At 63.2% G+C, this 12,117-nt stretch carries 12 protein-coding genes; 2 read left to right on the top strand and 10 right to left on the bottom strand.

Features of this window, described 5'->3' with window-relative positions:
- The 8 genes from ABNU97_RS15325 to metG all read right to left on the bottom strand — a co-directional run.
- Positions 1–593: phosphoenolpyruvate carboxykinase (ATP) (locus ABNU97_RS15325; protein ID WP_348767545.1), on the bottom strand; the 593-nt coding region annotated here is incomplete at its 3' end.
- Between the two features lie 127 nt (positions 594–720).
- Positions 721–1,965, bottom strand: a complete 1,245-nt coding sequence (locus ABNU97_RS15320; protein WP_348767544.1) for a hypothetical protein — start codon at positions 1,963–1,965, stop codon at positions 721–723.
- Positions 1,966–2,005: 40 nt separating this feature from the next.
- Positions 2,006–3,112, bottom strand: a complete 1,107-nt coding sequence (locus ABNU97_RS15315) for a hypothetical protein (RefSeq protein WP_348767543.1) — start codon at positions 3,110–3,112, stop codon at positions 2,006–2,008.
- 94 nt (positions 3,113–3,206) lie between these two features.
- Positions 3,207–3,917 (bottom strand): phosphoglycolate phosphatase, encoded by a 711-nt coding sequence (locus ABNU97_RS15310; RefSeq protein WP_348767542.1) that lies wholly within the window; start codon positions 3,915–3,917, stop codon positions 3,207–3,209.
- A complete protein-coding gene (locus ABNU97_RS15305; RefSeq protein WP_348767541.1) occupies positions 3,914–4,579 on the bottom strand; it encodes a fumarylacetoacetate hydrolase family protein in 666 nt (221 codons plus the stop codon). Before ABNU97_RS15305 ends, ABNU97_RS15310 begins: the two co-directional genes overlap by 4 nt.
- On the bottom strand, positions 4,576–5,223 hold the full coding sequence (nth, locus tag ABNU97_RS15300; RefSeq protein WP_348767540.1) for an endonuclease III: 648 nt from the start codon (positions 5,221–5,223) through the stop codon (positions 4,576–4,578). Before nth ends, ABNU97_RS15305 begins: the two co-directional genes overlap by 4 nt.
- A gap of 418 nt (positions 5,224–5,641) precedes the next feature.
- Positions 5,642–6,295 (bottom strand): RnfABCDGE type electron transport complex subunit B, encoded by a 654-nt coding sequence (locus ABNU97_RS15295; protein ID WP_348767539.1) that lies wholly within the window; start codon positions 6,293–6,295, stop codon positions 5,642–5,644.
- A 495-nt stretch (positions 6,296–6,790) separates the two neighbouring features.
- Complete coding sequence (metG, locus tag ABNU97_RS15290; protein WP_348767538.1) at positions 6,791–8,845, bottom strand: methionine--tRNA ligase; 2,055 nt, start codon at positions 8,843–8,845, stop codon at positions 6,791–6,793.
- A gap of 122 nt (positions 8,846–8,967) precedes the next feature.
- Here metG and apbC point away from each other — a divergent pair, with 122 nt between their 5' ends.
- A complete protein-coding gene (apbC, locus tag ABNU97_RS15285) occupies positions 8,968–10,059 on the top strand; it encodes an iron-sulfur cluster carrier protein ApbC (RefSeq protein ID WP_348767537.1) in 1,092 nt (363 codons plus the stop codon).
- Here the strand turns inward: apbC and ABNU97_RS15280 are convergent.
- The gene (locus ABNU97_RS15280; protein ID WP_348767536.1) at positions 10,056–10,958 is read right to left on the bottom strand and encodes a LysR substrate-binding domain-containing protein; all 903 of its coding nucleotides are present in this window, start codon (positions 10,956–10,958) and stop codon (positions 10,056–10,058) included. The two genes, apbC and ABNU97_RS15280, sit on opposite strands and share 4 nt — an antisense overlap.
- Positions 10,959–11,077: 119 nt before the next feature.
- Between ABNU97_RS15280 and ABNU97_RS15275 the strand changes: the two genes are divergently transcribed.
- A complete protein-coding gene (locus tag ABNU97_RS15275; RefSeq protein WP_348767535.1) occupies positions 11,078–11,371 on the top strand; it encodes a DUF1127 domain-containing protein in 294 nt (97 codons plus the stop codon).
- Positions 11,372–11,433: 62 nt separating this feature from the next.
- Here ABNU97_RS15275 and ABNU97_RS15270 read toward each other — a convergent pair.
- The coding region (locus ABNU97_RS15270) for a zinc-binding dehydrogenase (protein ID WP_348767534.1) at positions 11,434–12,117 on the bottom strand (684 nt) is incomplete at its 5' end.

Raw genomic sequence — 12,117 nt, 5'->3', positions numbered from 1 at the left:
TTGCGGATATCGATGATCACCGCGCGGTTGGACTTGGTGCCGTCGCGGGCCGGGTCGCAGTGAAAGCTCGGCACGTTGAGCAGCGTCCAGCGCTTGTCATCCGGGTTTTCCACGTCTACGCCGTCGGCGAACATGTTCTTGGCGAACAGGGCATGAGTCGCGAATTCGCCCACGAACCGATACGGCACCGCGTACGAAGCGTCCCAGCCGCAGTAGACGTCCTGAACATACAGGTGCCGGCCGCGCTCATTCAGATGGGCCGCGACACGATCGAGCAACGGCTGAAAATTATCCGGCGCGAACTGCTGGAAGTCCGACTTCCACCAGATTTTATCCGCGACCTCGGGCCAGGCCACGGCGAAGGTGTCCTGGACCGGGCGCCCCGTGCAGCTGGGGTCGGAGTAGTAGACCAGCGGGCCTTCCAGGCCCAGCGCGGTTTCGTAGGCCTTGGGTTCATCGTCCGGTCCGTCGGTACGGATCCGGCCGCGATCGTGCGCAAGCGCCTCGCTAAAGAGCGCGTCCTTGCCGAGATTGTGGCGGTACTCCAGGCCGTCCAGGCCCAGCGTCTTGTTCAACTCGGCATTCAAACTCATATGCACTTGTCCTGAGAGCATCCGGCCCGCCGGGCCGGCAAAAACGCGCAGATTACCCGTAAGGGTTGTGGCTGGCAATACGCCGGCGTACCCGCGGCAGTGCGCCTGCGGGGCGGCCATGTTCGCGTTAGTCCGACGTCGAGGAACGCGGCGTCAGGCCGCTGTACTGGTGGATATCCCCGTCGTCGATCTTGAACTGGTTGGGCACACGCACGATCAGCGCCCCGTCCATTTGCGCGCTGATGGTGCCCGCCGCGCTCTGGGCGCGGTAATGGTAAAGGTTGAATTTCAGCCGCTCGTCCGAGTCGCTCATCAACTGCAGGTTCGCGTTCACGAGCAGGGTGGAGTAGAAGCGGGCGTCGCCGGCCTGCAGCCAGATATAGCTGTCGGTAGCCACCGGCGGATCGCTGAAACCCGCAGACGAGGTGTCGCTGGAAAACTTGAGCGTGAGCCCGGCATCGCTGAGCGTGGCGCTGTCGATATGGTCGATCCGTACGTGCGGCGGTGGGAAAATCCGTTCCGGATCCATGATCAGCTTGTCTTTCTCAAGCTTTATGCCCTCGCGATCGAACGGGGTGAGGGTGGCTAGATCGAGCCCGACCCCCGACAGCAGCGCTTTGACGGGCATACCGAACTGTTTGACCTGGGTGGGGGTATAGACCAGCTTGTTGTCGTCGGTCACCGTTATCGGGCCCTCGAGCGTGGTCGGCAGTCCCCCAACGGGCGGGATGAACTCGAACAGGCGGGCACCGACTTCCACGGTGAGCCTGTCCTTGGAGGTCTTGTTCGTTACGCGTGAAAGAGAGCGCGGCTGATAGTCGAGCAGATAGTTGTTGAACAGCGCATCCAGATCCTGCGGCCGGACCACCAGCTCGCCGGAGAGGATATGAATATCGAACTGTTCCGGATCGTCGAAGTTCACCGGTTCGCCGGCGTTGCGCGGTATGAGCAGGGCGCGCAGGTTGTCCACGTAATAGCCGACGTTCTTGTCCATGAAGAACTCGACGTTTTTCGCCTGCAGTGCAATAGCGCGCACGCCCGAGTCGCGCAGCGTGAATGGGCCGACGTCCGACTTGAGCGCATCCGGCAGTAGACGCTGACTCCATGTGCGGCGCAGCGTCGCATAACGCTGTTGCTGCGCCGTCACAACCTTGGGTTGCACCGTCTTTTTGTCGTTGACGTCGGCCGGGCTCTGTGCCGTGTCTTCGTCTTTTTCGTCCGGGTCCTGTTCGTCCGGGTCCTGGCTTTCTTCGTCATTGAGCGCAGGGGCCAGCCGCCCGGGCTCGGGGCCCAGCGACTTGCGCATCTGGCCTTGGGCCAAGCCGGCGCCACTCGTGGTCAGCAGCAGTAACGCGACGGCGAGCAGGGACAACCTGCCCGCCCTGCGCAGGCCCCGGTTCGGGACGGAGGCTTCAGGATGCATCGCTATCCTCCGGCAGGGCGGAACCCACGTAGTCGACGGGCACGTAGTCGGCGAGATAAATCGCGATCTCACCGGCCGGGGTGGCATCGAGCACGCCGTTGACCATCTGTTGGCGATAATTGTAGAGCGAGGCGTTGAGCTTGCCGCCATCGCGCGCCATCAGCTGCAGGCGGGCATCGGTAATCACCGCTCTTTGAATACGTATGTCGCCACCCTGGAGCATTACATAGCTGTCGCTCTTTACCACCGGCTCCGGCAATTCGGGGTTCTTGTCGCTGGTGATATCGAGATGAACACCGGCGCTATCGATTTTCATGTTTGCGACGTGCACGCTCTGCTCCGGGGGCGGCAGGGCATGATTGAGGTCGAGCACCACGTTGTTACCGGAGAAACCGGCGCCCTCGGACTCGATCTGCAGCAGTTTCGATAGCTGCAGGTTGATCGCCTCGAGCAGACCCTTGGCTTCCATGGGGCCGAGCTTGATTTCGTCCGGCCGATAGACGAACAGATGGCCTTGTTCCAGCGTTACCCGTCCGGCCATGTGGAACGGCAGCCATACGCCGGGTATTTTTGCCGCCTCGCCTTCCACCACCAGCTGGCCGCTGTCGTCGGTCGAGGCTTCGATGTTACGGAGCTGGGAGTCGTCGTAATCCGCCAGATACTGGTTGAAAAGTGCCGACAACGCTTTCGGCGGCAGCGTGACCTGGCCGTGCAAGGGATGAAAGATGAAAGAGGTGGGATCGTCCAGCACGATGGGGTCACCCGGCGTGCGCGGAAACAGAACGGCCGAGAGCTCGGTGGTATCGAAAGCAATATCGCCGACGATCCGGAAATACACGTTCTTGATGAACAGGCCGACCGACTTGCGGCCCGAGTCGCGCAGGGTCCGTTCGCGGATGACCGGGTTGAAATCTTCCGAGAAGCTGTTCTGACCGTCGTTGTAGTTTTCGATCGAGGCGAGCTGGGCATGCTTCGCGGTGATGATGGTGGCCGATTCGGCCGCTTCCGGCTGGGCCGCCTTCATGGCGATCACCGCGCCGGCGCACAGCACCACGAGCCCGGCGATCGTGATGCCCACGATCTTTTTTCTTGTCATCGACGCTTCTCCTCACACGTCGTTATTTCATTGCATCGTCACGTAAAGACGACGTAATGACAACTTATCTTTTCGCAAATCCGGCGGCAGGCGCTCAACCGAGTTCGGCGAGCGTGGTCACGATATGATCGGGTCGGCAGGTGGCGATCGGTTCGCCGTGATTGTAGCCGTAAGTGACCGCGAGCGTACGGAAACCCGCTGCCTTGCCGGCTGCGATATCGTGCCGTGAATCGCCCACCATCAAAGCCTTTGCCGGGGCGATTGACGTGTGCTGGGCCGCATGCAGCAGCGGTGCGGGGTGAGGTTTCTTTTCATCCAGGCTGTCGCCGCCGAGGGTGAGCGCGAAAAAGTCCGCGAGTTCGAAATGCGAAAGAATCGGGCCGACGAAGGCGATCGGCTTGTTCGTGATCAGCACACAGGTGACGCTGCGCGTCGCTAGTGCGCTTAGACACTGACGCACGCCGTCATATAGCGTCGTCTGGGCATGCGGTTTCTCGGCATAGTGATCGAGAAAACGCGCATGCACGGTCTCGACCGCTTCCGGCTCGAGACGCTCTGGCACGGTGGCCAGGGCATGCGCGAGCGCGCGCTCCACGAGTTTGCGGCTGCCATTGCCGACCCAGTCACGCACCTTGTCCACGCCGACCGGGCGCTGCCCGTGCTCGCCGAGCGCGGCATCCACGGCGACGGCGAGGTCCGGCACCGAGTCGATCAGCGTACCGTCGAGGTCGAAGGCGACGAGCTCGATATTGTCCAGCGCCGGGTGTCGGGCGCTGCGCTCACTGTTCGCCTGGCCCGAATTCAAGCGATCGTCCAGTGGGCGTCAGGCAGCTGTGCGGCGCTCAACGAAAGCTGCATGCCCGGCTCCAGGGCACCGACGCCTTCCGGCGTGCCGGTGAAGATCAGATCGCCCGGTAGCAGCTGCCAGTGGGCGCTGAGCATGGCAATCAGGTCGGCGACGCCAACCAGCATGTGCGCGGTATGCCCGCGCTGGCGGGTTTCGCCGTCAATGGTCAGCTCGAAGTGCAGGTCGGTGAGGTCGATATCGTCGGTCAGGGCCACCAGCGGGCCCAGCGGCGCGCTGTGGTCGAAGGCCTTGGCCTTCTCCCAGGGCTCGCCGGTCTGCTTCAGATCCGTCTGGACATCGCGCAGCGTCAGGTCGAGGCCCAGGCCGAGGCCGGCGATATGCGCACGCGCGGCCTCAGGCGCGATATCGCGACCGCCGCTGCCGATCTCGATTACCAGTTCGGTTTCGTAATGAATCGCGCCGACGTCGTCGGGCAGGGTAATCGCCTCGCCCGGTGCGACCAGCGCGCTGGCCGGCTTCATGAACACGATGGATTCCTTGCCGCTGAGCGTATTGCCCAGTTCCTCGATGTGCTTTGCGTAGTTGCGTCCGATACAGAAGATGCGCGGCGCGTTGCGCGCAGCAAAGGCATCGGCAGGACGGCTATGGGCTTGGTTCATGCAGTTTGCTCACTCAGATTCTTGTGCCGATATTCGCATAGATCGACAATCCGGCAGTCGTCACAAAGCGGCTTGCGGGCCTTGCAGGTATAACGGCCGTGCAGGATCAGCCAGTGGTGCGCATCCAGCAGAAATTCCTTTGGCACCAGCCGCATGAGCCGGTCCTCGACTGCGCGGACCGTCTTGCCGGGGGCAATGCCGGTGCGATTGGATACGCGGAAGATATGCGTATCCACCGCCATGGCCGGTTTGCCGAAGGCCGTGTTGAGTACCACGTTGGCGGTCTTGCGACCCACGCCCGGCAGGGCCACCAGCGCCTCGCGCGTGTCCGGTACTTCGCCGTCGTGCGTGTCGACCAGTGCACGGCAGGTTTTCATCACGTTGGCGGCCTTGCTGTTATACAGCCCGATGGTCTTGATGTAGTCCTTGAGCCCGTCCTCGCCGAGATCGAGTATCGCCTGCGGCGTATTGGCCACCGGAAACAGCTTGGCCGTGGCCTTGTTCACGCCCACGTCCGTGGCCTGGGCGGACAGAATCACCGCGACCAGCAGTTCGAAGGCCGAGTCGTACTTCAGCTCGGTCTGCGGCTTGGGATTGGCGTCGCGTAGACGCTGAAATATTTCGGTGCGTTTGGCTTTGTTCATGGTTCAAGGCCGTGGCGCGGCTCAAAGCGACAAGCGGGACGGGATTGTATCGGCTTCACCGCATTACGTGACTTGCAGACCGGGTGCCGGTCGAGCGGTGCCCGTTCGTCGATCACGTTAAGCGCGCTGTGCGAAGCGTTCTCTCAAGTCATTTATCCGCAGATTACGTCGATTTATTGATTCGGCCGTGGTGGGCGATCGACTGCGTTCGCTCGGCAGCGGCGGTGACAATCGCTGTAAGAAAAGTTCGCAGATCGACGCAGATCTCGCAGATCTCGCAGATCGGAGACAAGAAGCCGCGGCCTTTCGTTGGCGTTGTAGCGCGGTGCTACGTTTCTTCGAATCGGCGAAATCTGCGGTTCTGCTTGAAAGACGCGAGCCACCGGGCAACGACCGATCCAGCCTGACCCGGCCAGCGTTACTCGCGGCCGGCGCGGCGCGCCTTGGCGCGGGCGATGGCGTCGGCGATGGTGGATTTCTTGGCTTCGGAGGTGGCCTGCGCATCTTCGCGCGCGTCAACGGTGGCCTCGTGGCGGCTGGCGCGGCGGTGGCGGGTCGTACGGCGATTGAGGCGCTGCTGGCGCGCTTCGAACAGGCGGCGGGCACGGGCGGCACGCTCGGCGTCGATCTCGCGGGCCGGCGGCCAGACCGGCTGGCCGCTGTCCGCCTTGGCTTCAGGCATGTCGATACAGTCGACCGGGCAGGCCGGCACGCACAGCTCGCAGCCGGTACAGTCGAATTCGATAACCGTATGCATCTGCTTGGCCGCGCCGATAATGGCATCGGTCGGGCAGACCTGAATACAGCGGGTGCAGCCGATGCATTCATCTTCGCGGATAAAGGCGACCTTCGGCACGCTGGCATCGCCGCATTCCGGGTCGATCGGCTTGATCGCCTGGCCGGTGAGTTCGGCCAGGCGCACCACGGTCGCGTCGCCGCCGGGCGGACAGCGGTTGATATCCGTTTCCCCGGCCGCGATGGCCTCGGCATAGGGCCGACAGCCGTCGTAGCCGCAGCGCCGACACTGGGTCTGGGGCAGCAGGGCATCAATGTCGTTAACGGGTGTCGTCATCGTTTCGTTTTTCGACAAGGTCTCGACCGATTCACCCGCAGGTTACGCGACGGCTGCCAGCTGATCGAGCCAGCAGCGGGCGTTCAAGGGCATTGCGTCACGGCATTCTGGGCGAGCCCTCGGACGATACATCCGTTGACCAAGCACAGGTATGTTCGCGAGCCCGGCTGGTAGGCGGACTGTCCTGAAGGCAGGGATCCGCGGATTATGCCGATTCCGAAGATTGACTGTTCAAGCAGCCAGGTTGTTCGGCTCTTGCGTTGTTTGAAGCTTCAGCCGCTCCAGTAAAAGCGTGTCTATAGATCGACGCAGGAAAAACCCGGGTCAAGGGCGAACGTGTCCCGGCCGCAGGGATCGAGTCGTTTTCTGGCCCCTGTTTCCTGATCGGCGAAATCTGCGGATCGTCTTCAGGAACGATGGCGCAGGCCGTGCCCGGTACGACCGGAGCCGCCAGACGGCATTGCGCGCATCGACCTGAAGCTACTGTCGGCGGCGTTACTTGACCTTGTCGCCGGGTTTCGCGCCGTCGTCGGGCGAGAGGATATGCGGCGTATCGCCGGCGGCGAGCACCATGCCTTCGGATACGCCGAAGCGCATCTTGCGCGGGGCGAGGTTGGCGACCATGACCGTCAGTCGGCCTTCGAGCTGGGACGGGTCGTAGGTCGACTTGATGCCGGCGAAGACCTGCTTCTTGCCCAGTGCGCCCACGTCGAGGGTCAGGCGCAGCAGCTTGTCGGCGCCTTCGACATGGTCGGCGGCCTCGATACGCGCAATGCGCAGGTCCACCTTGGCGAAATCGCCGATCTCGATGGTATCGCTGTCCACGGCGACTTCGTCCTTTTTCTGCGGTTTGTTGTCTGCGGCTTTCGGTTCGGCTTCGGGCTGAGCCTGCGGTGCGCTCTTGGCTGCGAGATCTTCCTGGCTGGCTTCGATCATCTTGTCGATGGCCGGCTGTTCCACGCGGCGCAGCAGCGGTTTGAAGCGCTGAATCTCGCCCGAGATGGGCGTCGCCAGATCGGTCCAGCTCAGGGAATCGACGTTCAGAAATGCTTCGGCACGTTCGGCGGTTTCTGGCAGCACCGGCTTGAGATAGATCGTGAGCTGGGCGAACAACGCCAGCGCCGTGGTGCAGATCTGCTGCAGTTCGTCTTCGCGGCCTTCTTCCTTGGCCAGCTGCCAGGGCGCACGCTCGGCGACATAGGCGTTGGCGTCGTCGGCCAGAGCCATGATCTGGCGGATCGCCTGGGCGAAACGACGCTGTTCGTAGTGCTCGGCGATTTCGTCGGCCGCGGTGGCGAACCGCTCGAACAGCTCGGGCGAATCCAGGGTATCCGCGAGCCGGCCATCGAAGCGCTTGGTAATGAAGGTCGCGCTACGCGAGGCGATATTGACGTACTTGCCCACCAGATCGGAATTGATACGTGCCCGGAAGTCGTCGAGGTTGAGATCCAGATCCTCGACCTTGCCCGAAAGCTTGGCAGCGAAGTAGTAGCGCAGGAACTCGGCCGGCATATGGTCGTGCCAGGTGCGCGCCTTGATGAAGGTGCCGCGCGACTTGGACATCTTCTCGCCGTTGACGGTGAGAAAGCCGTGCGCATGAATGCCCGTGGGCGTGCGATAGCCCGCGCCTTCGAGCATGGCCGGCCAGAACAGCGCATGGAAGTACACGATGTCCTTGCCGATGAAGTGATACAGCTCGGCCTTGGAATCCGGCTTGAAGAACGTGTCGAAGTCGAGATCGTCGCGGCGCTTGCACAGATTCGCGAAGCTGGCCATGTAGCCGATCGGCGCATCCAGCCACACGTAGAAGTACTTGTCGTCGGTGCCCGGGATCTTGAAGCCGAAATAGGGCGCATCGCGGGAGATGTCCCAGTCCTTGAGGCCGGCCTCGAACCATTCGTCGAGCTTGCGGGTGACCGCTTCCTGCAGATGATCGCTGCGTGTCCAGTCGTGCAGGAATTTCTCGAAGTCCGCGAGCTGGAAGAAATAATGCTCGGAATCGCGCTCGACCGGCGTGGCACCCGAGAGCACGGACACCGGATTGATCAGCTCGGTGGGCTGATAGGTCGCGCCGCATTTCTCGCAGGCGTCGCCGTACTGATCCGGCGCGCCGCATTTCGGGCATTCGCCGCGAATGAAACGGTCCGGCAGAAACATCTGCTTTTCTTCGTCGAAGGCCTGCGAGATGGTGCGACGCGCGATATGCCCGGCCTTGTCCAGGCGCGTATAGATCTCGCTGGCCAGCTCGCGGTTCTCGTCCGAATGGGTCGAGTGGTAGTTGTCGAAGCCGATCAGAAAATCGTCGAAGTCGCGCTTGTGTTCGGCGCCGACGTCGGCGATGAGCTGCTCGGGCTCGATGCCCATATCGCGTGCCTTGAGCATGATCGGCGTGCCGTGCGCGTCGTCCGCACAGACATAGATACAGCGATTGCCGCGCAGCTTCTGGAAGCGCACCCAGACATCGGTCTGGATGTATTCCACCAGATGGCCCAGATGGATCGACCCATTGGCATAGGGCAGGGCAGAGGTAACGAGAATATCGCGCGCCATAACAGGCTTTCTTGTCGGCTGTCGAAAGCCCGCCAGTATGCCACAGCCGTGCCCGGCCAGCCGGGGCGGGCTGCTATCATTGGCGCCGTTTCAATTGACCGAATCAATCCTGGAAGCCCGCCATGAGCGATGCCCTCAAACAGACCGTCGAAACCGAACTCGGCCGTTTTCACGAGCCCTATCTGGATACCGACCTGATCAGTGCGCGCGCGGTGCGCTCGCTCGAGGTCAAGGGCGAGCGCGTGACGCTCGAACTCGATCTGGGCTTTCCCTGCGGCGACTATGGCCAGACGCTGGCCGAACAGATTCGCGCCATGCTCGAAGCGGTCGACGGCATCGAGCGGGCGGACGTAACGGTCGGGTTCTCGGTGGCTGCACGCGCGGTGCAGCCGTCGCTCAAGCGTGTCGAAGGCGTGCGTAACATCATCGCCGTGGCCTCGGCCAAGGGCGGTGTCGGCAAGTCGACCGTCGCGGCGAACCTCGCGCTGGCACTCAAGGCCGACGGCGCCTCGGTCGGCCTGCTCGATGCCGATATCTACGGCCCCAGTCAGCCGCGGCTGATGGGGATCGAAGGCCGTGCCCAGGCCAAGGACGGCAAGATGTTGCTGCCCATGGAGGCGCACGGCATGCAGACCATGTCGATCGGCTATCTGATCGAAAAGGATTCACCGGCCATCCTGCGTGGACCCATGGTGACCTCGGCGCTGCAGCAGATGCTGTTCCAGACCGCCTGGGACGATCTCGACTATCTGATCATCGATCTGCCGCCGGGTACCGGCGATATTCAGCTTACGCTAGCGCAGAAAGTGCCGGTGTCCGGCGCGGTGGTGGTGACCACGCCGCAGGATCTGGCCCTGATCGATGCCCGCAAGGGCGTGGAGATGTTCAACAAGGTCAACGTACCGGTGCTGGGCATCGTGGAGAACATGAGTACCCACATCTGCTCGAACTGTGGTCACGAGGAAGCGATCTTCGGCGCCCACGGCGGCCAGACCCTGGCCGATGAATATGATGTCGGCCTGCTGGGCGAGCTGCCGCTGGATATCTCGATTCGTGAAAATGCCGACGCGGGTCATCCCAGCGTGGTCGCCGATCCGCAGGGCAATATCGCCAGCGCCTATTTCGATATGGCACGGCGGACCGCCGCGCGCCTGTCGCAGCAGAAGAAGGACTACGCCAGCAAGTTCCCGAATATCAAGGTGGAAAGTACCTAGCTGCGCAGGGCCCGAAAGGCATCGACCACGTGCTGGGCCAGGGCCTTGCCGGCATCCGAACAATGCGCGCCGAATACGAGCGCGGTATGGGTATCGATCAGCGGCGGTAGCTGCGGCTCGTCCAGAATCTCCAGATCCGCCGAATCGACCAGCGGGCGCGGGAACGGGGCGATTGCCAGATCGGCGAGCACGGCGGCACGCTGGCCGGCGCTGTGATCGCTGCTGTAGGCCACGCGATAGCGTCGGCCGGCCCGGTCCAGCGCATCGATCGCGCTGGCACGCCATGCACAGCCGGGCTCGGCCAGGGCGACCGGTAGCGGTTCGCGCAGCTTCGCGCTGCCGCCGCGACGTGCGGCCCAGACCAGCGGCTCGGTATGCACGATTTCGCCGCGTTCGATGTCGACCTCCCGGCTGCCGACGGTGACCAGTGCGAAGTCGATTTGCTCGGCGTCGAGGCGCTCGAGAATCACGCGGCTGGTGCCGGTGACCACATCCACCTGCACCGCGGGGTTGGAACGTGCGAAGGCCGCCAGAACACGCGGCAGGATACGCCCGCCGACGTCGTCCGGCGTGCCCACGCGGACCGTGCCGTCGAGCGCGGGGGCGAGAAAACAGGCGACCGCCTCGGCATTGAGCGCCAGCAGCTGGCGTGCATAGCGCAGCAGCAGTTCGCCGTGTTCGGTTAGCTGTACGCGGCGTGCCTCGCGCACGAACAGGCGCTTGTCGAGCGTGGCCTCCAGACCCTTGATCTGCATGCTCAACGCCGAGGGCGTACGAAACACGGCCTTGGCGGCACGCGTGAAGCTGCCGTGCTCGGCGATGGCCACGAAGCTGCGCAGAACTTCGGTATCCAGCAGTCGCTCGGTGGCATTGCCGCTATGCGCTGGGAGTCCCGTCATGGCGTAAGCGTTAAATTAATTTGAACGCTGAGTATAGATCTTTTCGCTGGATTGAATAGTGGGGCGCTTCCATGCTGATTGCCTCTACCGAACGTCGATCAATCAGCGGGACATATCTCATGTATCAATCAAGCAAGGAAAAACGCCGCAAATCGCGGCGCGAATCGCCACCGTTGAGCCCGCAGGTGGCGCGGCTCTACATGCCGGCCATGCCGCCGCTCTGGCTGTTCGCGGGCATTGCGCGGGTGCTGCAACGCTGGAAAAAACGGCGTGCGATCCAGGCGCTGCTCAAGCGCGACGACCATATGCTTCGGGACCTGGGCTATAGCCGTGGCGAGCTGCGGCGCGAGCTCGACGAACCCGGAATGCCGGCGTGCGCCCGCGCCAACGCCAGCCGGACCGTCGACGGGTGATCTCGAAGAGCACGTCTATTGCTGCGGCGGCCCGGCTATGATCCGGGCCGCCGCGGATCCGCTCAGGCGTTGCGGGCCTCGTCGGCGATATCGATCACGATCTTGCCGACGGCCGCGCCGGCTTCCAGATGCGAATGCGCGGCGGCCACATCGCCGAGCGTGAAGCGGCGCTCGTCGAGCAGCGGCTTGAGCTGATCGGTGGCCGCAAGCGCTGCGGCCTTGGTCAGAATCTCGCCGTGGTGCTGCGGATGCACGCCGTGCAACATGCTGGTGAGCATGAAAATGGTATGCAGCGTGAGGCTCTTGGTATGCATGGGCGTGAGGTCGGCCTCGTACTGCGACACGATGGTCGCGACCTGGCCGTTGACCCGTGCGCCCGCAAACGACGTGGCGATATCCGAGCCGCCGGTGGCATCGAACACCACGTCGAAACCACGGCCCGAGGTCAGGCGCTGCACATAATCCTCGACGCTTTCCTCGCGATAGTTGATGGTTTCGTCGGCGCCCATGCGGCGTGCGATATCGGCCTTGGCGGCAGACGAAATGGTGGCAGCCACGCGCGCGCCCAGGGCCTTGGCCAGCTGGATGGCGATATGGCCCACGCCGCCCGCGCCGCCGTGGATGAGCACATGATCGCCCGGCATCACGCGCGTGCGATCCACCATCGCTTCCCAGGCCGTGATCGTGACCAGCGGCAGGGCGGCGGTTTCGCGCCAGTCGAGCGCCTCCGGCTTGAAGGCCATGAA

The organism is uncultured Salinisphaera sp. (genome assembly GCF_964012375.1).
Taxonomy (GTDB): domain Bacteria; phylum Pseudomonadota; class Gammaproteobacteria; order Nevskiales; family Salinisphaeraceae; genus Salinisphaera.
Note: the sequence above shows the minus strand (reverse complement) of the source record. Positions and strands in the feature narration are given on the sequence as shown.

Bases quoted from the DNA above. Each gene is read 5' to 3' on its own strand.
- ABNU97_RS15295 (WP_348767539.1), bottom strand. From the start codon at position 6,295: ATGACGACACCCGTTAACGACATTGATGCCCTGCTGCCCCAGACCCAG.
- ABNU97_RS15315 (WP_348767543.1), bottom strand. From the start codon at position 3,112: ATGACAAGAAAAAAGATCGTGGGCATCACGATCGCCGGGCTCGTGGTG.
- ABNU97_RS15280 (WP_348767536.1), bottom strand. From the start codon at position 10,958: ATGACGGGACTCCCAGCGCATAGCGGCAATGCCACCGAGCGACTGCTG.
- metG (WP_348767538.1), bottom strand. From the start codon at position 8,845: ATGGCGCGCGATATTCTCGTTACCTCTGCCCTGCCCTATGCCAATGGG.
- nth (WP_348767540.1), bottom strand. From the start codon at position 5,223: ATGAACAAAGCCAAACGCACCGAAATATTTCAGCGTCTACGCGACGCC.
- ABNU97_RS15275 (WP_348767535.1), top strand. From the start codon at position 11,078: ATGTATCAATCAAGCAAGGAAAAACGCCGCAAATCGCGGCGCGAATCG.
- ABNU97_RS15305 (WP_348767541.1), bottom strand. From the start codon at position 4,579: ATGAACCAAGCCCATAGCCGTCCTGCCGATGCCTTTGCTGCGCGCAAC.
- apbC (WP_348767537.1), top strand. From the start codon at position 8,968: ATGAGCGATGCCCTCAAACAGACCGTCGAAACCGAACTCGGCCGTTTT.